At 70.1% G+C, this 23,030-nt stretch carries 22 protein-coding genes; 10 read left to right on the top strand and 12 right to left on the bottom strand.

Features of this window, described 5'->3' with window-relative positions; all coding sequences use genetic code 11:
* Nucleotides 1-12: 12 nt before the first annotated feature.
* Both GGD82_RS12800 and GGD82_RS12795 read left to right on the top strand, forming a co-directional pair.
* Nucleotides 13-948, top strand: coding sequence for a homoserine O-succinyltransferase (locus GGD82_RS12800; protein ID WP_150062622.1), 936 nt, complete (start codon nt 13-15; stop codon nt 946-948).
* 281 nt (nt 949-1,229) lie between these two features.
* Nucleotides 1,230-1,766 (top strand): transposase, encoded by a 537-nt coding sequence (locus GGD82_RS12795; protein WP_150062621.1) that lies wholly within the window; start codon nt 1,230-1,232, stop codon nt 1,764-1,766.
* Between the two features lie 278 nt (nt 1,767-2,044).
* Here the strand turns inward: GGD82_RS12795 and GGD82_RS12790 are convergent, their stop codons facing one another.
* The 5 genes from GGD82_RS12790 to GGD82_RS12770 form a co-directional block, all read right to left on the bottom strand.
* On the bottom strand, nt 2,045-2,467 hold the full coding sequence (locus GGD82_RS12790) for a hypothetical protein (RefSeq protein WP_150062620.1): 423 nt from the start codon (nt 2,465-2,467) through the stop codon (nt 2,045-2,047).
* Between the two features lie 104 nt (nt 2,468-2,571).
* Nucleotides 2,572-4,719 carry a heavy metal translocating P-type ATPase gene (locus GGD82_RS12785; RefSeq protein ID WP_150062619.1) on the bottom strand — a complete coding sequence of 716 codons (2,148 nt, stop codon included), beginning with the start codon at nt 4,717-4,719 and terminating at the stop codon, nt 2,572-2,574.
* Nucleotides 4,720-4,790: 71 nt separating this feature from the next.
* Nucleotides 4,791-5,561, bottom strand: a complete 771-nt coding sequence (locus GGD82_RS12780; protein WP_150062618.1) for a hypothetical protein — start codon at nt 5,559-5,561, stop codon at nt 4,791-4,793.
* Entirely contained in the window at nt 5,558-5,959 is a 402-nt protein-coding gene (locus tag GGD82_RS12775; protein ID WP_150062617.1) for a magnetosome protein MamC family protein, read from the bottom strand. The genes GGD82_RS12780 and GGD82_RS12775 overlap by 4 nt, the downstream gene beginning before the upstream one ends.
* Nucleotides 5,956-6,330, bottom strand: coding sequence for a heavy-metal-associated domain-containing protein (locus GGD82_RS12770; protein ID WP_184013280.1), 375 nt, complete (start codon nt 6,328-6,330; stop codon nt 5,956-5,958). Before GGD82_RS12770 ends, GGD82_RS12775 begins: the two co-directional genes overlap by 4 nt.
* A 507-nt stretch (nt 6,331-6,837) precedes the next feature.
* On the opposite strand from GGD82_RS12770, the gene GGD82_RS20830 reads away from it, so the two are divergent.
* From GGD82_RS20830 to GGD82_RS12755, 3 genes are all read left to right on the top strand, one after another.
* Entirely contained in the window at nt 6,838-7,206 is a 369-nt protein-coding gene (locus tag GGD82_RS20830; RefSeq protein WP_211364776.1) for a hypothetical protein, read from the top strand.
* Nucleotides 7,207-7,327: 121 nt separating this feature from the next.
* Complete coding sequence (locus GGD82_RS12760; RefSeq protein WP_150062616.1) at nt 7,328-8,029, top strand: hypothetical protein; 702 nt, start codon at nt 7,328-7,330, stop codon at nt 8,027-8,029.
* A 100-nt stretch (nt 8,030-8,129) separates the two neighbouring features.
* Nucleotides 8,130-8,513 carry a hypothetical protein gene (locus GGD82_RS12755; RefSeq protein ID WP_150062615.1) on the top strand — a complete coding sequence of 128 codons (384 nt, stop codon included), beginning with the start codon at nt 8,130-8,132 and terminating at the stop codon, nt 8,511-8,513.
* A gap of 24 nt (nt 8,514-8,537) precedes the next feature.
* Here GGD82_RS12755 and GGD82_RS12750 read toward each other — a convergent pair whose 3' ends face one another.
* The 4 genes from GGD82_RS12750 to GGD82_RS12735 all read right to left on the bottom strand — a co-directional run bounded on the left by GGD82_RS12750 (nt 8,538) and on the right by GGD82_RS12735 (nt 11,655).
* Entirely contained in the window at nt 8,538-9,500 is a 963-nt protein-coding gene (locus GGD82_RS12750; protein ID WP_246163910.1) for an NAD(P)-dependent oxidoreductase, read from the bottom strand.
* Between the two features lie 8 nt (nt 9,501-9,508).
* A complete protein-coding gene (locus tag GGD82_RS12745) occupies nt 9,509-9,934 on the bottom strand; it encodes a tellurite resistance TerB family protein (RefSeq protein WP_150062614.1) in 426 nt (141 codons plus the stop codon).
* 144 nt (nt 9,935-10,078) lie between these two features.
* Nucleotides 10,079-10,606 (bottom strand): DsrE family protein, encoded by a 528-nt coding sequence (locus tag GGD82_RS12740; protein WP_150062613.1) that lies wholly within the window; start codon nt 10,604-10,606, stop codon nt 10,079-10,081.
* A gap of 119 nt (nt 10,607-10,725) precedes the next feature.
* Complete coding sequence (locus GGD82_RS12735) at nt 10,726-11,655, bottom strand: alpha/beta hydrolase (protein ID WP_150062612.1); 930 nt, start codon at nt 11,653-11,655, stop codon at nt 10,726-10,728.
* A gap of 435 nt (nt 11,656-12,090) precedes the next feature.
* Between GGD82_RS12735 and soxC the strand changes: the two genes are divergently transcribed.
* Both soxC and GGD82_RS12725 read left to right on the top strand, forming a co-directional pair.
* Complete coding sequence (gene soxC, locus GGD82_RS12730) at nt 12,091-13,434, top strand: sulfite dehydrogenase (RefSeq protein ID WP_150062611.1); 1,344 nt, start codon at nt 12,091-12,093, stop codon at nt 13,432-13,434.
* The gene (locus tag GGD82_RS12725; RefSeq protein WP_150062610.1) at nt 13,418-14,107 is read left to right on the top strand and encodes a c-type cytochrome; all 690 of its coding nucleotides are present in this window, start codon (nt 13,418-13,420) and stop codon (nt 14,105-14,107) included. The genes soxC and GGD82_RS12725 overlap by 17 nt, the downstream gene beginning before the upstream one ends.
* Before the next feature lie 38 nt (nt 14,108-14,145).
* Here GGD82_RS12725 and rph read toward each other — a convergent pair whose 3' ends face one another.
* Nucleotides 14,146-14,868, bottom strand: coding sequence for a ribonuclease PH (gene rph, locus GGD82_RS12720; protein ID WP_150062609.1), 723 nt, complete (start codon nt 14,866-14,868; stop codon nt 14,146-14,148).
* 270 nt (nt 14,869-15,138) lie between these two features.
* Between rph and GGD82_RS12715 the strand changes: the two genes are divergently transcribed.
* From GGD82_RS12715 to GGD82_RS12705, 3 genes are all read left to right on the top strand, one after another.
* Nucleotides 15,139-16,029: a hypothetical protein gene (locus tag GGD82_RS12715; protein WP_150062608.1), complete on the top strand. Its 891-nt coding sequence runs from the start codon at nt 15,139-15,141 to the stop codon at nt 16,027-16,029.
* A 132-nt stretch (nt 16,030-16,161) separates the two neighbouring features.
* Complete coding sequence (locus GGD82_RS12710) at nt 16,162-17,157, top strand: DUF58 domain-containing protein (protein ID WP_260178412.1); 996 nt, start codon at nt 16,162-16,164, stop codon at nt 17,155-17,157.
* Between the two features lie 54 nt (nt 17,158-17,211).
* Entirely contained in the window at nt 17,212-19,989 is a 2,778-nt protein-coding gene (locus GGD82_RS12705) for a DUF4159 domain-containing protein (RefSeq protein ID WP_150062606.1), read from the top strand.
* Nucleotides 19,990-20,010: 21 nt separating this feature from the next.
* On the opposite strand, the gene GGD82_RS12700 is transcribed toward GGD82_RS12705, so the two are convergent.
* The gene (locus tag GGD82_RS12700) at nt 20,011-21,840 is read right to left on the bottom strand and encodes an ABC transporter ATP-binding protein (RefSeq protein WP_246163909.1); all 1,830 of its coding nucleotides are present in this window, start codon (nt 21,838-21,840) and stop codon (nt 20,011-20,013) included.
* Nucleotides 21,837-22,967 (bottom strand): LptF/LptG family permease, encoded by a 1,131-nt coding sequence (locus GGD82_RS12695; protein WP_170284304.1) that lies wholly within the window; start codon nt 22,965-22,967, stop codon nt 21,837-21,839. Before GGD82_RS12695 ends, GGD82_RS12700 begins: the two co-directional genes overlap by 4 nt.
* Nucleotides 22,968-23,030 lie beyond the last annotated feature (63 nt).

Raw genomic sequence — 23,030 nt, 5'->3', positions numbered from 1 at the left:
GCCGAAGCGTTCATGCCGATCACGATTCCCGACGATCTGCCCGCCCGCCGTGTTCTCGAGGCGGAAGGCGTGGTGGTGATGCGCGAGACCGACGCGGTCCGCCAGGATATCCGGCCCATGCGGGTGGGCCTGCTCAACCTGATGCCGAACAAGATCAGCACCGAAACCCAGCTCGCGCGGCTGGTCGGCTCGACGCCGTTGCAGGTGGAACTGACCCTGGTGCGCATCAGCAGCCACGTCGCCCGGCACACCGCCGCCGACCACATGGCCTCGTTCTACCGGCCGTGGGACGCCGTGCGGACGGAACGGTTCGACGGCTTCCTCATCACCGGCGCCCCAGTGGAGCGCATGCCGTTCGAGGACGTGTGGTATTGGGACGAACTGCGGCGGATCCTCGACTGGACCCAAACCCATGTGCACCGCACCCTGACCATCTGTTGGGCGGCGCAGGCGGCGGTCTATCATTTCCACGGCATGCCGAAGCACGAGCTGACCGAAAAGGCGTTCGGCCTGTTCCGCCACCGCAACCGCGCGCCGGCCTCGCCGTTCATGCGCGGGTTCTCCGATGACCTGGCCGTGCCGGTGTCGCGCTGGTCGGAGGTGCGGCGCGCGGATATTCCCCCGAACGCGGGCCTGACCGTGCTGGCCGACAGCGCGGAGACCGGTCTGTGCCTGCTCGATGATCCGGCGCACCGGGCCCTGCATATGTTCAACCACCTGGAGTACGACACCACGACGCTGGCCGACGAATACCGGCGGGACGCCGCGACCGGGGAGGCCGCCCTGCCGCGCCATTACTTCCCGGGCGACGACCCGACCCAGCCGCCGGTGAACAACTGGCGCGCCCACGCGCATCTTCTGTTCGGCAACTGGATCAACGCGATGTACCAAACCACGCCGTTCGATGTCGCGGAGATTGGCCGGTCGGAGACGCCGCCGGCGGCGTGACGGGGCACGTGACGGGTCACCTGCGGACCCGCATGTATTCTGGATGGTTTTTTCACCGTACAGCTCTTTTGACGTGTTATTGTCCTTATGTGAACTATCCCCTTTGAAAACCCATTGCCGCGCCGGCGGACAGCGCGGCATGGGGTGGAATCGAGGCATCTGCTTGAATATAAAAGGGAAATCGCGCTGAGCCCGCCCCTTTTTGACCTGTGGGATTTTGTTGCGACTGCCTCGCAATTCCAATACGGTAAGGCGACGTCGTGAGGGACGTGGTGGCTCTGATGCTGGCTCGTCCCCCTCCCCACGCCCCAAAGCTATTCTGGACCGCCATGCTGACCGCCGCTCTTGTCCGCCCGTCCCTGCCGGGTTCGCCGACACCCGACCAGCGCGCCGCCGCCGAAGCCCGGTTGGAGGCCCTGCGATGGCCCGGCCACGGCCCCGTGTGCCCGCACTGCAACTCCCGCCATGCCTATCGCATGGTCTGTCCGCGCTCCGGCGGAGTCCGGTTCAAATGCGCGCGCTGCCGCAAGCCCTATTCGGCCCGGCGCGGCACGGTTCTGGAACGCTCCAATGTCGAGGTTCGTCCGTGGCTGTGCGCCATGCTGCTGTTCCTGGAAGACTCCGGCCGGGGGTTGCCCGCCCGCATCCAGCGCACCTGCGGCGTTAGCTACAAGACGGCGTGGTCGATGGCGCGTCGATTGAACGAGGCGCCCGACGACCCGGTGCTCAACGCCCTGCGGCGCGAGACCGCCACACCGACGGCGGTCCACGGCGACGCGCATGGGACCTGCCGATCCTGCGCCGGCGCCGCGCGCTAAGGACGGCACCATCCCTTCGGACCAGACCGCCCCCGCACCAGACCGCCCCCGCACCAGACCGCGATGAGCCCAGCTCATCGCGGTTTTTTCGTGCCAGGAGGCGCAACAGCCGGCCGGGCTTGCCAAACGGCTGTGCGTTGCCCGCACCGCAGGCTGGGTTTCCTTCACCCCCGGCCTGCCCCCGCGATCCCTCTCGAGACGGCACGTGCACACACCAACGGGCCGCGCGACTGGCGCGGCCCGGTCTGCATGCCGTGCGGGGGAGACGGGACGTCCCGTTACCGGATGGCGGCGGTGACCAGGCTGGACACGCCACGCTCGACGCTGGTCTTGAGCACCGCGCCGAACACCGCCTTGCCGAAGGCACCGCCCAGCAGCGTCAGCGCTTGCGACGCGACGGCCCCAGAGGCGACCGAGGCCAACGGCGCGGCGGACGGGCGGGTGGGGGCCGGGGACGCGGGTGCGGTCGTGCCGGCCGGCATCAGGCCCTGCGCCGTGGCCGCGTCGAGAATGTCTTCGGCCCGGGTCGCGGCCGGATCGAACAGCACGATCAGGCTGGCGGCGCGGGGCTTGTGGGTCACGTCCTCCACGCCGGGCAGGCGGCGAAGGGCGTGACAGGCGGCGCGGGTGGCGCGGGTATCGGCCGACAGCGGGCGGGACTTCAGGCGCAAGCGGCCGGGTACGGCGTGGACGTAAGGCATGGCGCGGTCATCCTGGCGATCGGGAGAAGATACGCGGATGATACTGAATCGCAACTCTATGCGCCACCACGACGGTGCGGAGAATCGAACCTTTAATGACCCATTTATTCGGGATCCGTATCCGAGGTCCGCTCGGCCTCCGGTGCGGGAAGGGCGACGGGCGCGGCGACGCGCGCGTCGGCCCGGCCGCCCAGATGCGCGGACAGCAAGACGCCGATGGTGGTGCCGTTGTGCAGCAGCGCGGTCCAGGCCGGGGGCAGGCGGCCCAGCGCCGCCCCCACCAGCACGACGGTGTTGATGACGGCGGAGGCGCGGAAATTGCGGTCGATCCTGGACAGCGTGCGCGTCGCCAGGCGACGGGTGCGGGCCACCCCGGCCAGATCGTCCTCCGTCAGCACCACGTCGGCGGTGGCGCGGGCGATGTCCGCCCCCCGCGGCATGGCGATCCCCACATCGGCCGCCATCAGCGCGGGCGCGTCGTTGACGCCGTCGCCGACGAAGGCGACCCGGCGCCCCTCGGCCTGCAACTCGGCGACGATGCGGGCCTTGTCCTCCGGCGCGATGCCGTCGTGAACGGTGTCGAGTCCCAGGCGCGCGCCAAGATCGCGGCCCGACCGGCCCGGGTCCCCGGTGATGAGCACCAGCCGCTCGACCCCGGCGTCGCGCAGGGCCGTCACGATCTCCGGCGCATCCGCGCGCATGCGGTCACGCAGGGCGATGACGCCGTGCGGTTGCCCGCCGGTGCCGATGTAGAGCAGCGAGGAGCCGTCCGCCGTCAGGTCGGCCAACACGTCCTCGTAGGGCGCGAAGTCGACGGCCTCGTGCTCCTCCAGGAAGTGGCGGCTGCCGATGCGGACCGGGCGCCCGTTGACCAGGGTGGACAGGCCATGGCCGATGACGAAATCCACGGCCTCGTGGTCGATGTGGGCCAACTGCCGGGACTCGGCGAGCCCGACCACGGCCCCGGCCACAGGGTGGGTCGAGTGCTCCGCGACCGAGGCCACCAGCGCCAGCAGCGCGTCCTCGCTCAGGCACAGCGGCCCCAGACAGGTGATGGAGGCGACATCGAGCGCGTTGTGGGTCAGGGTGCCGGTCTTGTCGAACACCACCGTATCGGCCTGGGCCAAGCCCTCCAGCGCGGCGCCGCCCTTGATGAGCACGCCAGCGTGGGCCGCGTTGCCCATCGCCGCCTTGATGGCGACCGAGGTGCCCAGCTTCACCGCGCAGGAGAAGTCCACGAGGAACAGCGATTCCAGGCGGCGCGGATCGCGGGTCAGCGCCAGCACGGCCAGACCGGCGACCAGCGTGATCGCCACCCGCCGGTCGGCCAGTTCAGCGGCCTTGGACAGCATGCCCCGGTCGTCCTCCAGCGCCTCGCGCAGGAAGGTGGCGATGCGGGCCATGGTGGTCGCCGCACCGATGCGCTCGGCGAGGATGGTGAGGCGCCCCTCCTCCACCACCGATCCGGAGATGACGGCGGACCCGGGCTCCTTGGGCTGCGGCAGGCTTTCGCCGGTCACGGCGGCCTGATTGACGGTCGCGAGGCCGTCGGCGACCGTGCCGTCGACGGGAATGGTCTCGCCGGCCGACACCACCACGCGGGCGCCGACATCGACGGACTCGGCCGGGACCCGTCGGCGGGATCCATCGGCGTCCTCCACCCAAACCTCGGCGAGGTCGGGCCGCATCAGATGGGCCAGAAGATCGTCCGACGCCCGGCGGGTGGTACCCTCGACGTAGGACGCCAGCGACAGCAGCGTCTGGGTGATGTTGGTCGCCAGATAGTCGCCGCGCAGCGCGGTCAACCCCACGGCGGTGGCGTCCAGCACCTCCACCGTGATGCCGCGCTCCAGCAGCTTCCCCGCGCCGGCCTTCAGCGTGCCGGCGATGTGCGCCCAGGTCAGGGCGGCCTTCAGCGGCCGGGGCAGCAGAGGCAGCGTCAGAAGAAGCCCGACCCCCGCGACCAGCGGCAGGGCGTCGCCCGGCTCCGGCCCACTCCGCGCCGGGCGCGCCCGCCGGGGCGGACGGTTTTCGGCGAGCCCGCGCAGGGCCTCGGCCACGCGCTCACGCACGCCCTCCGTCCGGGCGTGTTCCACGACCACGGAGCGGGCCTTGACGTTGAGTCGGGCGCGCGACACGCCCGGCACCGCCTCGATGTAACCGCGCACGTAATGCGGATCGAGCGACCGGTCAGCGAGCAGGGGCACGCGAAAGCGCGCCCGCCCGGGGCAGGCGTGGATGAGATCAACCATACAGGGCTCGGCGAAGGGAGGCTTGGCGACCGGCGGATCGGGCGGCGGGCCGAAACCCGCCGCCGGTCCCGTCAGCGGGCGGACGAGTCGGAGGCGGCCGCGTCGGCATCGGCCGCCGCGTCGCCGCTGGTGCCATTGCGGCCGGCGTGCATCTCCGCCTCGACGTCGGCGAAGCGCTCCTTCAGTTCCTCGACACCGCCCTGGAGCAAGCTCCAGAGGCCCGCGACCGACTGCATGGCCTTTTTCTGGACATCGTCGTTGGACAGCACCATCGCGCCCAGGGCGCCGACGATCAGACCCTTCAGATAGGCCTCGTTGCGGTAATCAAACCAGCCGCTGGTCCAATTGAACGAGGCCGGACCGAAGCCGCCAAAGGCCCCGGTGCCCTGTGGGGGCGCGCCGGCTCCGGTGCCGGCACCCTGGGAACCGCCCGCCCAGCCGGGATGAGCGGCCATTCCGGGGGCCATGCCCGGCGCCATACCGGGCGCGCCGTAGGGCGCCCCATACGGGCCATAGGGGCCGTAGGCGCCCTGCGGACTTTGCGGTGCCGGAGGTGCCATCCCGGGGTGACCGCCCGGCTGGCCGTAGCCGTAGGCCGGGGCGCCGTAGGGCATGCCGTAGGGCGCGGCCCCCGGCGCTCCCGCCATCGGCGGCGCGCCATAAAACGGCATGCCATACGGGCCGAGGTGCCAGGGATCGTGATAGGGCGGCGCGCCAGTCGGACCGCCCGGCTGGCCCCCGGGATGACCGGCGGGACCGTTGGACGCGGCGCCGCCATCGGCGGCGGGGTTCGTTCCGGGGTATCCACCAGCGGGCGACGCGGGGGCGTGATCGTGGCTCATGCGGATTCTCCTTCGTCCGTGGTCGTCGCGGCGGGGGTCGCGTCACGGGACGCCGCCGCCGGACGCTTGGCTTTGTTCATGACGTGCAGCGCCGCCGCGCCCGTGGCCACCATCACGACGGCCGACACCAGCGGCCCGCCGCGCAGCGCGGACGCCGCCAGCGCGCCCAGGCCGGTGGCCACACCGGTCTTGCCGGCGGTCACGGCCGCGTCGCGCACCGCCGCCTCGCGGGACACCTCGCCCGAACGGACGCGCGGCCAAGCCTCGGCCGCGGCGCCGGCGGCCCCCACAATCGCGCCCGTCAGGCCGGCCTTCAACAGGACATCCGTGGCCAGACCGACGTTGGGCGACGGCCAGCCGGCCGTGCCGCTCGTCATGGGAACGTGATTCTGGCTCATGAGAGGGTCTCCGTTTCGTAAGAGGAATCGGTCGGGTGTTCGGCAACCTGGTCCGGGAACGCCGCGGCCAGTCGCGCACGCGCCGTCGCGTCCGAGCCGTCCAGGCACTCCTGCCAGAACGCGGGCGGGAACCGGGCCGGGTCGTGGGTAATGACGACGGACCGCGCCGCCGGATTGAGCCGAATCGTCCCCGGCGCGAACAGCGGCGCCAGGGCGTCGAGCGACGCCCCCCCCTTGGGCAGCACGGCCAGGGCCCCCGCGCCGACGCGCAGCCGCACACGGCCTGGAACGTGGTGCACAAGCGTCAGATGGGGGCGCAGGCGCAGGAACAGATCCACAAGGCCGGAGGACGGGTCGGAGAAGGCGGGCACAGGATATCTCATGATCGGAGGGACGGGCACGACGGCGAAGTCCCGAAAGGCTATGCGACTCCTTTCGGGGAACAAAGGCGTTCCCAGGGACCTTTCGGACGCCTAAAGACCCATTTCTCCAAGGGGTTTCTAAGCATCCCACCGAGAGCGTGCAGGGAATGGGTCGAATGGGGCAGCCCTTCTGTCTCACAAAAGTGCTATTGCGAACTATTCGCATTTTGGATAGGGTCCAAAACCAGGGACACGGTGTTGGTCATGGTCGCCGTGTCCGTTCGTGAAGCCTAGACCTCTTTCAACGGCGGCCGGGTCACGGGACCCTTCACCCGGCCGCCGTTCTTTTTTTGGTCGCCTTCACGGTTTCATCGGGTCGGTTCGCGCGCGCACAACGCCCGGCCGGCGCTCGATCCAAGAGGCCGGACGGGAGGATGGACGGGACGGGCGCGTTCCGCCCCGGTCGCGCATGCCTGGCCCCCGGCGTCCTTGTCTTTTAGCGGAGTGTCCGCCCTGATGACCGACCCTCAACCGCCCGGCTCCCGACCGCCCGGCTCCCGCCCCGGGCTCGTGACCGTGCATCCATCGTCCGCCCAAGCAAAGCCCGCCGGTGCCGGAGCCGGGACGGCGAAAACCGCCGATCCCAAGGCCGACCCGAAAGCCCAGGCCCGCGCCCGGCTGAAGGAAAAAACGAACGCCAAGAACGCCATGGTGGCCTCGCTGGGCGCGCTGGTGTTCACCGGGTACCTGTGCGCCCAGGGCTCGCGCCGGGACAACACCACGGCCCGGGTGGCCCATATGGCAGCCGGAGTGGCCCTGCTGGGGGCGTCGTACTGGCACACGACCCTGTATGGCCCGCGCAACGGCGGGACCACCGGGCGCTGAGGTGGCGGCGAGGGCGCGGCCGGGGCCCCCGACACAGGGTTGGCGATCCGCTTGACCGTTGCGACCGTTCCCGAACTATTTTTATACTGCCCTCGCACCACGAGCGGAGAGGGCGGCGTTCATGAGCAGACAGCGCCTGACGTTCGACGGAACGGCCGTGGCCCTTCTGGTTCGCGGCAAGCTTGGCCCGGCGCATTCTCCCGGTCTCATGGACCAGCATGCGGATGTGGCGTTGCCGGATGGCAGCCCCATGGGCTTCTTCGGCGAGGGGTCGGGCGAGCCGTCCGGAAGCCGGGGCGCCGCGTCCAGCGATTCGAGCGCGTCCTCGAATTCGTCCGGTCCGGCTTTCAGCCCCTTCCGCAGTACCGGCATGGGCCTGGATGGGCAGGTGTATGATTACGTCGAACTCAAAGCGCGGCGAAAAAACTATGTTGATATTCAAACGGCCATCGAAAGCGGAACCGTCACAACCGTTCTTCTGGTGACGGTCAATGCCGCACAAGCGAAGAAATTCCGATCGTACTGGCTGACGATGGACAAAACGCCGCCGACCTTCAATATCGTCGGCGGCAATTGCTCAACGCGCGCCTCGGATTCCTTTATTTACAGCGGCATCCTGTCCGGCGGAATCCCAGGGCTGGACACGCCCGACAACCTTTATAATCAACTCGTCGCGTCCTCGAACACGACGACCTCTCACACGGGGTTCGTCGGCTTCCGGAAGGCCCCCAGCGGCACCGGCTTTATCCTTGAGTACGAGCCGTACACCCAGACGCCCAACGTCAATACGCCGAACCGTTCGTCGAAATCGTCGTCAGGCTGACGCCATGGCCCATCGCTCGCAAACGCGGAGGGGTCCGCCCCCAAGACGCTCTCTGTTGGCGGCATGCGCCGTGTTTTTGATCCTCGTCGGAGCGCCCGCCATGTCCCTGTCCTCCTCGAAAACGCTGTCCCTGACCTGGGAATGGGCCGCCGACCGGGCGCCGACCGGGCGCCTTCTGATGGAGGTCACCCGTATCCGAAAGGAAGGCGGCGGCCTGTTCGGCCTGAGAAAGACACCGTCCTTGATCGACACTATGCCCGAGGGGCACGTCGTGACCGGCGTCGTTCTTCAGGGGGATGCGGATGTCGGGCGCCCGGTGTCCCTGCGCATGCCGGGCTTTGAGATTCCGGACATCGCGGCCGGCGACCGCGTCGGCCTCGGCCTGATCGGCGACGAGACCTGCATCTGTATGGTCCCGGTGCCGGCGGACCTTGCGGAGGAGCAGATCGAGGGCTGGCTGGGCTCGTTCGCCTGCGAGTCCTGACCGTCCGGATGCCTTCGGGCCGCCTTACGCCCGCGCCGGCCACGCATCCAGCGCGCGCACCAGGGCGGAATGGTCGAGGGCACCGTCTCCGGCCTCGATGAGGCCGTCGTACAGGGTCTTGTTAAGCGCGGTCGCGGGCAGCTCCAGGCCGGTCTGGTGGGCCAACTCCAGCGCCTGCGCCATGTCCTTGCGCTGCACCGTCATGCGGGCGCCCGGCGTGAAATCGCCATCGATCATGCGCTGGCCGTGCAGTTCCAGAATCCGGGAGCCGGCGAAGCCCCCCATCAGCGCCTCGCGCACCCGCGCCGGATCGACACCGGCCCGGCGGGCCAGCGCGAACGCCTCGGCCACGGCGCCGATGGTCAGCCCGACGATGACCTGATTGGCGGCCTTGGTCACCTGCCCGGCGCCGACGTCGCCGCAATGCGTCACCCGGCCGCCCAAAACCTCCAGCACCGGCCGGGCGCGGGCCACGTCGTCGTCGGCCCCGCCCACCATGACGGTCAGCGTGGCCTGTTCGGCGCCCACCTGACCGCCGGAGACCGGTGCATCGACCCAGGCGCCCCCGGCCGCCTCCACCGTGGCCGCCAAGGCGCGGGTCGCGGCGACGGCCGTTGTCCCCATGTCCAGGATGAGCGTGCCGGGCCGCAGGGTCTCCAGCAGGCCGGGCGCGTCGCCCCCCTGCACGACCGTCTCGACGGCGGCGGTGTCCGTGACGACGAGAACGACGAGATCGCAGCACGCCGCGAGCGCGGCGGGGGTCTCCGCCGTCGCGAACCCCTCCGCCGCCAGTGCGGCGACCGGATCCGGGCTGCGGCTGTGCACGGTGACCGCGGCGCCGGCGGCGCGCAGGTGGCGCGCGATCGGGCACCCCATCAGCCCAAGGCCGATCACGCCGATGGACTGACCCACGAGCGGGGTCGCCGCGCGGCCGGTGCCGTCACCCGCCCCGTCACCGATCTCGCCGCCGGTCCCGTTCCTCATCATCAGGGGGCTCAGGGGTGGGCCCAGCGCGCGCGGGCGCCGCGTTCGATGCCAGCCGCCACCAGCCGATCGATGTCGAAGCGGTGGCGCATCATCTCCAGCAGCCGCAATTCCTCCTGCAACGCCTGCCCGTCGGCGGCGACCACGTCGAGCGCCAAGGCATAGGCGGTTTCGCGCAGGTACGGCGGCAGGCTGTCGCGGATCACGGCGATCGCCTCCTCGACGCCATGCTCACCGGAGGAGATGAGCTGCATGCACGATTCCACCGCCCGGGGCAGGTTCTCCGGATCGAAGGTGGCAAAGACGGGCAGGGTGCGCACCACGTCCCCCATGGTGCGCAGTTCCTCGTCCTTCACGGCGGAGTCTACGGCCGACGCGAGGACCATGGTGTAGATCAGGGCCTCGGGGTGGCTCAGGGTCAGGGTGGCGGTCGTCATGTCCGGCGTTCCATTGGTCAGAGCATAGGGCGGCGCCGGTCCACGGGGCCGCGTGTTCCCTCGACCTTAGACGGGGCGTGTCCCCGTGCTCAAGCGAAACGACACGCGGCCGAACCCTGGCGCGCCCCCGGGTCTGCCACCGATTCAGGGCGAGATTGTGACCCACCCTCGCAACTGTCGCTCCACGATCTCCGCAATACCGGCTTGCACCCAGTCCACCCCGGGGACGAGGTCCTCCGGCGCGTGGCCCGTCGTCTCCATGGTGTTGCCGCAGCCTACGTATTCGATGCCGTACTTGAGTTGGCTGGCGATACGGTCCGCCAGCGGGCTGTCCGCGTACAGAAGGGTCATGCCGGCGCCGTAGGCCACGATGGCGATCTCGACGTTGTTCATGCCGTAGAACTTCTGAAGGTTGATGGCGTTCCACAGCAGGCTGTTGGCCGCGCGCGCGTCGTCGGTGGTCAGTTGCAGGATGATCCGGCGGGGGCTGTCGAAGCCGGGCAGGGGCTCGGACAGCTCGGTCTCGCTGGCCGACGCGGGGAGCGGAGCAAGGCCGCCCACGGTCAAGGCCAGCACCAGTATGAGCGCCACCGTCAGCACAGGCGACAGGCCGGCCCCCGACCGGAGGACGCGCGTGCGACGGTGCGGTGAACAGGAGGGCGGGAACGCCATGGCGGGGATCCTCGGCAAAGGGGCGGAGGCGGGGACGCGGGGAGTCGCGGGAGGGGAGGGCGACCGGTGCCCCGCGCCGACGCGGGTCCGCGCGGGGGCCGGGCGGATGGTGGGACGGGTCAGCGGTCCATGACGTCGGTCCCCATAACCTCTGTGACAGCGTCGGCCAGATCCTCGACGTAAAGATCCCGGAAATAGTGGGTCGCGCCCGGCACGACCTTCACGGTGACGGTGTCGCCCGCGAGTCCCTCCATCGCGCCCAGCAGGCCCGGCACGACATCATCGGCGGTGCCGACGACCACCACGGTCGGCTCGTCGATGTCCGGCAGCAGGGACGGCGTGTTCCGGCGCGCGTCATCGGCGTAGTAGTCCAGGACCGTGCCGGCCGCGACCTCGGCATCGGCGCAGTACAGGAAGCGGTCCAGCGTCAGCATCGCGTCCGGCTCTTGGCTGTGCGCCTCTCCCAGCACGTCGGCAAGCGACGTGCCGGTCGCCTGTTCGTAGTGCGCGGCGAAGGCCTCCGCATCCCACAGCGCCGGGGCGATCAACACCACGCCCTTGATCGCCGGGTCGTCGTGCTCGGCTGCGTACCAGGCCGTCTGGTTGCCGCCGCGTGAGTGCCCCGCCAGAGTGATCGCGCTCACCCCCTGCTCTTTCAGCCAGTCGACCCAGGCGCCGATTTCCGCCATGGCGTCGGTGTGCTTGTGGTGATGCGGCTGGGCGCAGTCATAGCTGCCGTGGCGATTGTCCACGCCGAGGCTCAGGTTGATGGCCAGCGAGTTGATGCCCCGCTCGGCCAGGGTGTCCTGAAGCGCGGCGATGATCTCCATCCGGTTGTGTGCAAGCGTGCCGTGGGTGATGAGCACGGTCGGCCCGGCGGAATCGCTGTCCGGCGGCACGCGGTGCTCCGCGTTCAGCGTCAGGCCGTTGTAGGCCAGGGTGACCTCCTCGGCGGCCAGCGGCGGCGCAGCGACGAGGGTCGTCAGGGCCGCCCCGGCGAGGGCGGCGAGGACGCGGACACGGATTCGGGTGTGCGCGGTGGGGGTCATGCTCTGTCCTCCCTGTGGTGTTCCCGTCGGGCCGGCGGTTGATCCGCCGGGCCTAGCACCCGCTCCGCGAGGGCGGGCGCAGCACGCTTTGGTGATTTAGACCTTTCTCATATGCATCATACCGGATCCGCGCCAGGATGCCAGACGCGACACGCCCGGGATCGGCGCGCGGGTCCGGGGCACGCCGGTTGAGACCGCGTCGGGGGGCCGGTTTCCGCCGATGTTCACGCCCGAGGGCGTGGGCCCGGCGGCGCGGGCCGGCCAAAAACCCGAACTATTCCGGGTCATCATTCCCGCTTGCACGGCTGCGCGTTTTCGCTAGGGTTAGGGTTCTCTAATATTCGGGCCGCGCTCGGACCCCACAGGCGACGAGCGAACGCAATTGCCCGGAACACGGCCCGCGCGAACCCGCGCGACGCAAGGGGAGGAACAGGGATGACCGGGACCAAAGGGGCGCCGCCGGGCGACGCCGCAACCAATTCGCGCGCGGGTCCGCGCTCCGAAGGACGACGCCGATTCCTGCGGGCGGGGGCCGGATTGGCCGGCGCGGCCGCCGCCGGCGCCACTCTGGGCGTATCGGGGGGCCGCGCCGGCGCGGCGATGGCCGCTGAGGCCGATCCGACCGCGCTGCCGCCGAACGTGCCCTGGTGGGGACACTACCTGGGCGACGGGGTGGAGGCACACCCCTACGGCAAGCCGTCGGAGTACGAGGCCCATGTGGTCCGGCGCAATGTGCCCTGGCTGACGGCGACCACCGAATCGTCGGTGAACTTCACGCCGATTCACGAGTTGCATGGCTTCGTCACCCCCAACGGCCTGTGCTTCGAGCGCCACCACGGCGGCGCCCCCAGCCTCAACCCCGCCGACTACCGCTTGATGATCAACGGGCTGGTGGACCGCCCGATGATCTTCTCGATGGAGGACATCCTGCGCTTCCCGCCGGTCAGCCGCTTCCATTTCCTGGAATGTGCGGCCAACAGCGGCATGGAGTGGCGGGGCGCCCAGCTCAACGGCGTGCAGTACACGCACGGCATGATCCACTGCGTGCAATACACGGGCGTGCCGCTGAAGGTGATCCTCGATCAGGTCGGCGTGAAACCCAACGGCACCTGGCTCATGGCGGAGGGCGGCGATGCCTCCGGCATGAATCGCTCCTTCCCGCTGGAGAAGGCACTGGACGACGCCATCCTGGCCTACGCCATGAACGGCGAGATGCTGCGGCCGGAGAACGGCTATCCCCTGCGCCTCGTGCTGCCCGGCTGGGAGGGCAACATGTGGGTGAAGTGGATCCGCCGCATCGAGGTCGGCGACCAGCCCTGGTTCGCGCGCGAGGAAACCTCGAAGTACACGGACCTGCTGGACAACGGCAAGGCGCGCTACTTCACCTGGGAGATGGACGCCAAGTCCGTCATCACCGGCCCCTGCCCGGAAAAGCCGGTGCTGCGCAAGGGCATCAACCAGATCAAAGGGCTGGCGTGGTCGGGGCGCGGCCGCGTCAAGGAGGTCCACGTCAGCACCGACGGCGGCCGCAACTGGATGCAGGCCCGCCTGCCCGACCCGGTGCTGCCCAAATGCCTGACCTGCTTCAATGCCGAGTTCGAGTGGCACGGCGAGGAGGTGCTGCTGCAAAGCCGGGTGGTGGACGACACCGGCTATGTCCAGCCAACCATGGCCGCGCTTCAAAAGGTGCGCGGCGTCAACTCCATCTACCACAACAACGCCATCCAGACGTGGCTGGTGAACCAGACCGGGGAGGTGGAGAATGTCCGTCTTGGCTAACGCCCTTCGGACCGGCACCGCCGGGGCGGTTGCCCTGGCCCTGGGCGCCCTTGGCACCGTGGGCGCCGTCGCGGCCGACCTGGACCCCGGCAAGCCCTACGATCTGGGCCGCGACGCGACGCCCGAGGAAGTCGCCGGCTGGGACATCGACGTCCTGCCCGACGGCACCGGGGCGTTGGTGGGCCAGGGCACCCCAGCCGAGGGCGAAGCGATCTTCATGGCCCAATGCGCCGTCTGCCACGGCGAGTTCGGCGAGGGCGTGGATCGTTATCCGGTGCTGTTCGGCGGCGAGGACACCCTGGCCAGCCGCGACCCGGTCAAGACCCCGGGCAGCTACTGGCCCTACGCCTCGACCCTAGTGGATTACATCTACCGGGCCATGCCGTTCGGGCAGGCGCAGACCCTGACGCCCGATCAGGCCTACGCCCTGACGGCCTATCTGCTCTACATCAACTTCGTGCTCGACGACGAGGACTTCGTCCTCAGCAACGAGACCATCGGCGCCGTCGAGATGCCGAACCGGGACGGCTTCATCCGCGACGACCGGCCGGACGCCCAACCGGAGACGGTGTGCATGACCGCCTGCGACGTGCCGACACAGGTCGTCGGCCGGGCCCGCATCGTCGACGTCACCCCGGACGACGACGAGACGGCCGGCCTCAGTCTTGAGTAACGGGAGAGCGAGGGCGGTGCGTCCGCCCTCGCCCGGTGTTACTCCAGCCCCGCCAGCGTGGCGGCCTGTACGGCGCACAGTTCGGTGATGCCGGCGCGCGCCAGGGCCATCAGGGCCAGGAACTCGGACTCCTCGAACGGCGTGGTCTCCGCCGTGCCCTGAATCTCGACGATGCCGCCGGTGTTGGTCATGACGAAGTTGGCGTCCGCCTGGGCCGTCGAATCCTCGGCGTAGTCCAGGTCCAGAACGGGAGTGCCCTCGTACAGGCCGCAGGAGATCGCGGCCACCTGGCCGATCAACGGCACCGTCTTGATGACGCCGCGCGCCTGCACCCGGCGCAGGGCCTGGGCGAGCGCGACATAGCCGCCGGTGATGGCGGCGGTCCGCGTGCCGCCGTCGGCCTGGAGCACATCGCAGTCGATGCGCACTTGCACCTCGCCCAGCGCCGCCAGATCGGTGACCGCGCGCAGGCTGCGCCCGATCAGCCGCTGGATTTCCTGGGTGCGGCCGGACTGCTTGCCACGCGCCGCCTCGCGGTCGGTGCGGGTGTTGGTGGAGCGCGGCAGCATGCCGTACTCGGCCGTCACCCAGCCCTTGCCGGTGTTGCGCAGCCACGGCGGCACACGTTCCTCGACCGTCGCGGTGCACAGAACGTGCGTGTCGCCGAAGCGCGCGAGACAGGCGCCCTCGGCGTGCTTGTTCACCCCCGTGTCCAGGGCGATGGCGCGGAGCTGGTCGGGGCGGCGGCCGGACGGTCTCATGGATTCGGGTCCTTCATGTAGCGTCGACAGGAGGTGTTGGCGCGTGTCGTTGGGCCGCGCACCCTAGACCGGATTCGGATGCGACGGAACCGTGAGGGACCACACAGAGCGCCCCAGATCGCTATTCTTGCGAGAACATACTGAATATAATTTCTCTTTCGGCGATAATCGCTTTCACACCACCCTTTTCCCGTACGACGACCTTGTAAACCGCGCTCAAATCATGTCAGGTCTCCGGCATGCAAGACATCCGCGAAAAAGGTCATAAAAATGACGCTCGATTATTTTGAGGGGGCACCAACTCCAAGGCAGCCAAAAGCGCAGCCTTATTTCATGTATCATATAAAAAAAACGGGCGGCATTTCCATACTTTCTGCCATTCGTTTATCGTTTGGCCAATTCAGAAAGGAACTTATCGAAAAAGGCATAGTCCTACCGGAAAACTTGACCGGTCGCATCGATAATATGGAGCAACTCGACCTCACGGATAAAAACGTCGAGATTCGAGCTATGTTTATAGCCTCCCACTTGCCCTTCGGTGCCCATGAAAAGCTCCAGCAAGACTTTCGCCTTATTACCGTTCTTCGCCGACCTTGGCCCCGGTGCCTGTCGAACTACTCTTATCTGAAGATGCGGTCAGGAACGGCGCCACGTTTGGCCGAGTTCGACGCCTTCATCGCGGACGAGTCCAACTGCAACGTCATGACAAAGCAGCTATCGGGCTGCCTGCCCGAACAGCCGATCAATGAAGACGACTTCAACCGCGCATTACATAACTTGAAGGCGCATTTTCATGCTTTTGGCGTCGAACCCGATTTGCCATACATTACGTCGGACATCCTGAAGGCCAACGGGTTGCCCAATGTGGTGTCGGAACGAATCAACCCGACCGCGGCGGCCTTCAAGCTGTCCTGCGACGAAAGCGACGCGTTCAAGGCACGGAATGCTTGGGATATCCAACTCTATGACTATGTGTCGAAAAACCCGCGCCGCCCTGAGGCAGACGATGTCCCGCCCAGCCCAGACACGGTTCTGATCAGAGAGGTTGGGGACCATGAAAAGTCGTGTGTTCAGTGCCTAGCCTTGTCCGGAGACATAAAGCCCTTCATCAAGGGAACACAGGCCTCCGACGACATCCTTGAAGCCCTTAATAGTGTGTAACACCGACGCCCCCACCCTGGTCGCCCCGACAGTGACGGGCCCGGCACCGCACGCCACCCGCGTTTTGGCGTCATGGCTCCCGATGGTTTGATTGCGCGCCCTGGACTCGTCATTCACCGCCGCGACAACCACATGGCAAAGACGGTGTGGTTCGGTGGGGCCGATTGGTCGGATGAAAGGGCGCAGGGCATGGGGCTGTTGAACCGTAAAGGCGGGGCCGGACGGGGCGGCGTGACGGCGCCGCCGCCGCCGATTCAGCAGGCGGAGGCCCTGTCCGGCGCGTTGCCCCCGCTGCTGGTCGAGGCCATGCAGGTCGCCGCTACCGTCGCCCAGGGTCTGCACGGCCGGCGGCGGGCCGGCACCGGCGAAACCTTCTGGCAGTACCGCCGCTACGAGGCCGGCGACCGGCCGCAATCGATCGACTGGCGCCGCTCCGCGCGCGCCGATCCCGTATTCGTGCGCGAACTGGAATGGGAGGCCGCGCAAACCATCTGGCTCTGGTCCGACGCCTCCGGCTCCATGGACTACGCCAGCGCGCGCGGCCTGCCTCGCAAGGGCGAGCGCGCCGCGCTGCTGGCGCTGGCGCTGGCCGTGATCCTGGACCGGGGCGGGGAGCGCTTCGCCCTGCTGGACGCCGATCCGCACCGGATGCAGCCCCCGGGCGGCGCGCGGCTGGCCCTGCGGCGGCTGGCGGATGCCCTGGCGCGCCCGCCCACCGTGCCCGGCTATCCGTCCGGATCCACGGTACCGCGCCATGCCCATGTGGTGCTGTTCGGCGATTTCCTGGCGCCGCTAGAGGAGACCGCCGCCCTGGTGCGCGGGCTGGTCGCGCGCGGCGCCAAGGGCTTGCTGGTCCAGGTGCTCGATCCGGTGGAGGAAGCGTTCCCGTTCCAGGGCCGGGTGCGGTTCGAGGGGCTGGAGGCCGAGGGGGGCCTGCTGCTCGACCGCGCCGAGGACCTGCGGGCGGCCTATGTCGAGCGGCTGCGCGACCACCGCGCCGCCCTTGACGCCCTGGCGCGGTCGGCCGACTGGCGCCTGATGACCCATCACACCGACCAGCCGCCCGGCGCGACGCTGATGACGCTGTACCAGACGCTCGCGGGCGGTCGCCTGCCCCGGGCCTGGTAACGCGCCGCACACCCACTCTCCCGCCGCCCCGGCCGGAACGGAGGCCCCCTCGCGATGCTCAGCCTCGGTCCTTTGGCTCTGACCGCCCCCTGGGTCCTGCTGGCCGCCGCCGCGCTGCCCCTGCTGTGGTGGCTGATGCGGGCGACGCCCCCGGCGCCGCGCCGCATGGACTTCCCGGCGGTGCGCCTGCTGTTCGGGCTGCGGGCCGATCAGCATGTCTCGGTGCACACCCCGTGGTGGCTCATTCTCATGCGGCTGGTGCTGGCGCTGCTGGTGATCCTGGCGTTGAGCGGGCCGCTGCTGAACCCCGACGCCACCAGCCGCGGCGACGGGCCGCTGGTGCTGGTGGTGGACGACACCTGGGCGGCGGCGCCCACCTGGGACGAGCGGCGGAGCGTGCTGCTCGACCTCGCCAGCCGGGCGGGGCGCGAGAGCCGGCCGGTGCTGCTGGTGCCGACCGCCGCGCCCGCTCCCGGGGCCGCGCCGCCCGCGCTGGATCCGGTGCCGGCGAGTGACGCCGCCACCGCGCTGCGGGCGCTGGAACCGCGACCGTGGGGCAAGGATCTGGCCGCTCTGGACCCGGCCCTTGAGACCACCCTTCCGGACGAGGGCAGCGCGGTCTGGGTGCACGACGGCCTGGACGCGCCGGGCACGGATGCCTTCGCCGCACGGCTGCGCGCGATGGGCCGGCTGGAGGTGCGCCGGTCCGGCCCGGGCGCGGTGCCGCTGATCCTGCGCCCGCCGGAGACCGCCGCGACCGCCGCGACCGCCCTGACGGTCACCGTGGCCCGCCCCGCGAGCGACCGCCTGCCGGAGCGCCCGCTGACTGTACGGGCGCGCGACGGCGAGGGCCGGGTCGCCGTCGCGACGCCGGCCACCCTGCCCCAGGGCGCTCTGGAGACCCGGGTGACCCTCGATGTGCCGGCGGAGTTGGCGCCCGACCTGACGCGGGTGGACATCGCCGACCAGGCCGGGGCCGGCGCGGTCGCGCTGCTGGATGATCGCTGGCGACGCCGCCCGGTCGGGCTGGTGACCGGCGCGGTGGAGGAGCGCGCACCGGTACCGCTGCTGGACGAGACCCATTACATCCGCGAGGCCCTGGCCCCGGTCGCCGACCTGCGCGAGGGCGCGCCGGGCGACCTGCTCCAGCGTGATCTGGCGGTGATGCTGATGACGGACGGCGCCCGGCCCGACGCCGCAGCCGTGACCGCCTTGATCGACTGGGTGCGGCGGGGCGGCACCCTGGTCCGCTTCGCCGGACCGCGCCTGGAGCCGCTGGCGCCGGAGCTGCTGCCGGTGCGCCTGCGGCCGGGCGAGCGCGCCATGGGCGGGTCCCTGTCGTGGAGCGCGCCGGCGCGGCTGGCGCCGTTTCCCGAAGACGGTCCGTTTGCGGGGCTGACCCCGCCCGACGATGTCACCGTGCGCCGGCAGGTGCTGGCGGAGCCCGCGCCCGACCTGTCCGCCCGCACCTGGGCGCGGCTGTCGGACGGCACCCCGTTGGTCACCGGCGCGCCGCTGGGCCAGGGACGGGTGGTGCTGGTGCATGTGACGGCCGATCCGCGCTGGTCGTCGCTGGCCATGTCCGGCCTGTTCGTGGACATGCTGACGCGGCTGGTGGACGGCAGCCGGGGCGTGGCCGGCGCCGCGACGGAGGCGGACGAGGGCGCGGCGGTCGCTGGTCTCCCGCCGCTGCGGGTCCTGGACGGACGCGGCCGGCTGGGCGATCCCGCCCCGGGCACGCAACCCCTGCCCCTCGCCCGGCTGGACGCGCCGGAGGTCGATCCGGCCCATCCCCCCGGCCTGTACGGCGCCGACGGCCCGGCGCGCGCCTACAACCTGGGGCCGGCGCTGGGCACGCCGCAGACGTTGGGCGCCCTGCCCTCCGGCGTGATCGACGGCGCGCTGGACACAGCCGCGGCCGAGCGCGACCTGAAGCCGCCACTGCTGACGGCGGCCCTGATCCTCGCCCTGGTCGATCTGGTGGTGGGGCTGGCCATGCGCGGGCTGCTCGCCCCCTCCGGCTGGACGCGGCCCGGGCGCGGCCCGGCGGCCGGCGCGGGCGCGCTGCTGCTTGCGGGGCTGCTGATGCTGGCGCCGCGCCCCGGGCTGGCGCAGGACAGCGCCCCGGCCAATCCCGCCCCCGATGCCACTATGGATCCAACGGCCCTGGCGGCGGCGTTGCAAACCCGGCTGGCCTGGGTCGAGACCGGTGATCCCGAAACCGACCGCATTTCCGCCGCCGGGCTGACGGCCCTCACCCGGGTGCTGGCCCGACGCACCTCGGCGGAGCTGGCACCGCCGGCGGGCGTGTCCCTCTCCAGCGCACCCCTGGCCGTGTTCCCGCTGCTGTACTGGCCCGTGACCGCGTCACAGCCCCCGGTCACGGCGACGGAGCGGACGCGGGTCAACGCCTACCTGCACCACGGCGGCATGCTCCTTCTGGATGTGCACGACGGCGGCGATCCGGGCCGGGTGCTCAAGGGGGTGGACGTGCCCGCCCTGCGGCCGCTGCCGGAGGATCACGTCCTCACCCGCAGCTTCTATCTGCTGGACCGCTTCCCCGGCCGCACGGACGGCGACACGGTCTGGGTCGAGGCCGATCCGATCACCCACGACAATGTGTCGTCGGTCGTGGTGGGCTACCACGACTGGGCCGGCGCCTGGGCGACGGACGAGGCCGGGCGCGCCCTGTTCGCCACCGTGCCCGGCGGCAACCGTCAGCGCGAGATGGCCTACCGCTTCGGCGTCAACGTGGTGCTGTATGCGCTGACCGGCAACTACAAGGGCGATCAGGTCCACCTGCCGGCGATCATGGAGCGCCTGACGAACTGACCCCGGGGGCGTTCCGTCCGCTCACGCCCCGCCCTGGCCGGCCCAGAGCCGTGCGTACAGCCCACCCCGGGCCAGCAGGCTGTCGTGATCGCCCTCCTCCACGATGCGGCCGGCCTCCAGCACGCAAATCCGGTCGGCGTGCCGCACCGTGGCGAGGCGATGGGCCACCACCAGGGTGGTCCGCCCCCGCCCCAAGCGCTCCAGCGCGGTCTGCACGCGCCGCTCCGTCTCGCGGTCAAGCGCGGCGGTGGCTTCGTCGAGCAGCAGGATCGGCGCGTCCTTGACCATGGCGCGGGCGATGGCGATGCGCTGGCGCTGACCGCCGGACAGGCGCAGGCCGCTTTCCCCGATCTGGGTGTCGTAGCCTTCCGGCAACGCCGCGATGAAGGCGTGGGCGTCCGCGTTGCGGGCCGCCGTCTCCGCCCTGGCCCGTTCCTCCGCCGACGGAGCGCGGGGATCGACCGCGTCCGGGGCGCCGAACAGGATGTTCTCCAGCACCGTGCCCTCGAACAGGGTCACGTCCTGGGTCACCAGGGCGACATGGCGCCATAGGGACTCCAGGGTGGCGCCCCGGATGTCCTGGCCGTCGATGCACACCCGCCCGGCCGAGGGATCCCGCAGCCGCGCCACCAGATTGAGCACGGTCGTCTTGCCGGCGCCGGAGGGACCGACCAGCGCCACGGTCTGCCCGGCCGGGATGTCCAGCGTGATGCCGTCCAGCGCCGACCGCGTGGTTTCGGCATGCGACACCCGCACGTCCTCCAGCCGGATCGCCCCATCCGAGACGGCGAGGGGGCGCGCGTCCGGGGCCTCGCGCAATTCGGGCCGGGTGTCGAGGATGGCGAACAGCCGGTCGAGGACGGCCACGCCCTCCTGCAGGACCGCCGACATATGGCCCAGCTTCTTGATCGGGCGGTACGCCAGGATCAGCGCGGTGATGAAGGCGAAGAACGTGCCGGCCGTGGTGGTGCCGTCGATCACCCGGTGCCCGCCGTACAACACCACCAGCGCGACCGCGATCCCCGACGCCAGCTCGATCAGGAAGGCGGAGAGGATCTTGATCCGCTCCACCTGCACCATGGCCCCGAACAGGCGCAGCACGACCCCGTGCAGGCGCGTCCGCTCGCGCTCCGGCGTGCCGAAGATCTTGACCACGCGCACGCCCTCGAACGCCTGATGCAACAGGGCGTCGTAATGGCCCAGGGTCTCTTGCAGGTCGGTGGCCCGCCGCCGCGCCCGCCGGCCCAGGGCCGCCACGGGCAGCACCAGCACCGGAAAGATCATCAGGCCGACCAGACTCAGCCGCCAGTCCATCACCAGCAGGGTGGTGATGAGGCTGACCAGGGTGGCCACGTCGCGCCCCAGCGCAATGCCGGTCGACGTGATGGTGCTGCGCAAGGTGTCCAGATCGATGATCAGCCGCGACGTCAGGTCGCCCGTCGGGTGGCGCTGGAAGAACGCCAGATCCAGCGCCATCAGGTGCCGGAACAGGCGCGCGCGCGCCGTCGCCACCATGCCGAGACCCGCGTACAGCATGCTCGCACGCTGCATGTAGTTCGAGATGCCCTTGAGCGCGAACGCCCCGGGCAGTCCCAGCCCGACGACCCACATCATGGTGGTGTCGCCGGCCGCCAGCACGTCGTCCACCGCCGGCTTCATCAGCCACGCCGTCAGCGAGGTGGAGGCCGCCACCAGCAGCATGGCGACGCCGCCCGCGGCCATATAGGGCCACCAGCGCCCGCCCGTCAGGCGCAGGAATCGCCCGATCAGCCCCGCCGCGCGCCGGGTGGACGGCCGCGTTGCCCCGCCGTCGGTTTGGACCTCGGCGCCGTTCACGATCGGACGGTTCACGACCGGGCCGCTCCGCCCGGGCGCGGATACCGCAGCATCCACCACAGACCAAGCGCCATGCTCCCCAGCGGCCCGACGTACAGCAGGGGCAGATACAGCAGATCGGTGCGCGCCAGATTGCCGGCACCCAGCACGGCGGCCTGGGCCAGAACCACCACGACGACGGCCACCGCCACGCGCGTGTTGCGGCCGGACCGGTTGAATTCGCCGGACAGCAGCGCCCCGAGCCCCACCAGCGCGAAGGCCAGGTTCGACAGTGGTTTGGCGAGGCGCAGGTGTGCCTCCATGCGGGCGCGGCGAACGTTGCGTTCGGTGAAGAGGTAGGGAGCGTTCGACGCCATGCGCTCGCCTTCCTGCAGCGTCAGCAGATCCCAGGTCGACCGCTCGCGCGTCTCCGGCACGCGCACCACGCTTTCGGCGTCGCTGGCGGCGATCGGCATGGCGTGGCTGTCGAAGAACAGAAAGCTGACGCGGCCGGTCTCCCGGTCGCGCTCCTGACGCACCCCGTTCACCATCATGACCCGGGGCTGGTCGTGGTCGTAGACCAGGGCGCCCCGCCGCGCCGTGATGGTGACCTCAGCGTCCGGATCCCGGCTGTCGTGAATGATCAGGCCCTCCAGGTCCCCGCGCTCGGTGCTGTCGCGCACATAGATGGTGAGGGTATCGCTGACCTCGGTGAACGCCCCCTCGGTGAGCGCCAGCTTGGTGATCTCGTGGCGGATCTCGAAGTGCAAGGCGTTGAACGCGCTCTCCAGCCGGGGCACCGCGTCGAGGGTCAGGTAGAAGCCGACCGCGGTCAGGACGCCGGCCAGCAGCAGGGCCGGCGATCCCACCCGCCACCGGCTCAGCCCGGATGATTGCAGCACCATCAATTCCCGGTCGGCGGTCATGCGGTTGTAGACGAACAGGATGACCCCGAACAGGGCGATGGGCAGGAAGAAGGTCAGGAAGCCGGGCATCAACAGGACCGTCAGCTTCAAGAAGGTGCCGACGGACAGGCCCTTGTTGATGAAGGCGTCGAAGAAGCGCAGCGAGTGGATCAGCCACAGCAGAACCATCAACGCCGTCGTTCCGAGAACGAGGGCGATGACAAGCTGGCGCAGGATGTAACGGGTGGTCAGGCGCATGGCGCGGGAGTATAGGCGCCACCGCGTCACCCCGAAAGCGGGGAGGTACCGGTTTCGCATGCG

The organism is Roseospira marina, from assembly GCF_014197855.1.
Taxonomy (GTDB): Bacteria; Pseudomonadota; Alphaproteobacteria; order Rhodospirillales; family Rhodospirillaceae; genus Rhodospira; species Rhodospira marina.
This window is presented reverse-complemented; position numbering and strand designations above follow the sequence as displayed.

Bases quoted from the DNA above. Each gene is read 5' to 3' on its own strand.
- GGD82_RS12780 (WP_150062618.1), bottom strand. From the start codon at position 5,561: ATGAGCCACGATCACGCCCCCGCGTCGCCCGCTGGTGGATACCCCGGA.
- GGD82_RS12695 (WP_170284304.1), bottom strand. From the start codon at position 22,967: ATGCGCCTGACCACCCGTTACATCCTGCGCCAGCTTGTCATCGCCCTC.
- GGD82_RS12775 (WP_150062617.1), bottom strand. From the start codon at position 5,959: ATGAGCCAGAATCACGTTCCCATGACGAGCGGCACGGCCGGCTGGCCG.
- GGD82_RS12750 (WP_246163910.1), bottom strand. From the start codon at position 9,500: ATGATGAGGAACGGGACCGGCGGCGAGATCGGTGACGGGGCGGGTGAC.
- GGD82_RS20830 (WP_211364776.1), top strand. From the start codon at position 6,838: ATGACCGACCCTCAACCGCCCGGCTCCCGACCGCCCGGCTCCCGCCCC.
- rph (WP_150062609.1), bottom strand. From the start codon at position 14,868: ATGAGACCGTCCGGCCGCCGCCCCGACCAGCTCCGCGCCATCGCCCTG.
- GGD82_RS12725 (WP_150062610.1), top strand. From the start codon at position 13,418: ATGTCCGTCTTGGCTAACGCCCTTCGGACCGGCACCGCCGGGGCGGTT.
- GGD82_RS12755 (WP_150062615.1), top strand. From the start codon at position 8,130: ATGTCCCTGTCCTCCTCGAAAACGCTGTCCCTGACCTGGGAATGGGCC.
- GGD82_RS12785 (WP_150062619.1), bottom strand. From the start codon at position 4,719: ATGGTTGATCTCATCCACGCCTGCCCCGGGCGGGCGCGCTTTCGCGTG.
- GGD82_RS12745 (WP_150062614.1), bottom strand. From the start codon at position 9,934: ATGACGACCGCCACCCTGACCCTGAGCCACCCCGAGGCCCTGATCTAC.
- GGD82_RS12735 (WP_150062612.1), bottom strand. From the start codon at position 11,655: ATGACCCCCACCGCGCACACCCGAATCCGTGTCCGCGTCCTCGCCGCC.
- GGD82_RS12710 (WP_260178412.1), top strand. From the start codon at position 16,162: ATGGCAAAGACGGTGTGGTTCGGTGGGGCCGATTGGTCGGATGAAAGG.
- GGD82_RS12705 (WP_150062606.1), top strand. From the start codon at position 17,212: ATGCTCAGCCTCGGTCCTTTGGCTCTGACCGCCCCCTGGGTCCTGCTG.
- GGD82_RS12790 (WP_150062620.1), bottom strand. From the start codon at position 2,467: ATGCCTTACGTCCACGCCGTACCCGGCCGCTTGCGCCTGAAGTCCCGC.
- GGD82_RS12760 (WP_150062616.1), top strand. From the start codon at position 7,328: ATGAGCAGACAGCGCCTGACGTTCGACGGAACGGCCGTGGCCCTTCTG.
- soxC (WP_150062611.1), top strand. From the start codon at position 12,091: ATGACCGGGACCAAAGGGGCGCCGCCGGGCGACGCCGCAACCAATTCG.
- GGD82_RS12715 (WP_150062608.1), top strand. From the start codon at position 15,139: ATGACGCTCGATTATTTTGAGGGGGCACCAACTCCAAGGCAGCCAAAA.
- GGD82_RS12740 (WP_150062613.1), bottom strand. From the start codon at position 10,606: ATGGCGTTCCCGCCCTCCTGTTCACCGCACCGTCGCACGCGCGTCCTC.
- GGD82_RS12800 (WP_150062622.1), top strand. From the start codon at position 13: ATGCCGATCACGATTCCCGACGATCTGCCCGCCCGCCGTGTTCTCGAG.
- GGD82_RS12795 (WP_150062621.1), top strand. From the start codon at position 1,230: ATGCTGGCTCGTCCCCCTCCCCACGCCCCAAAGCTATTCTGGACCGCC.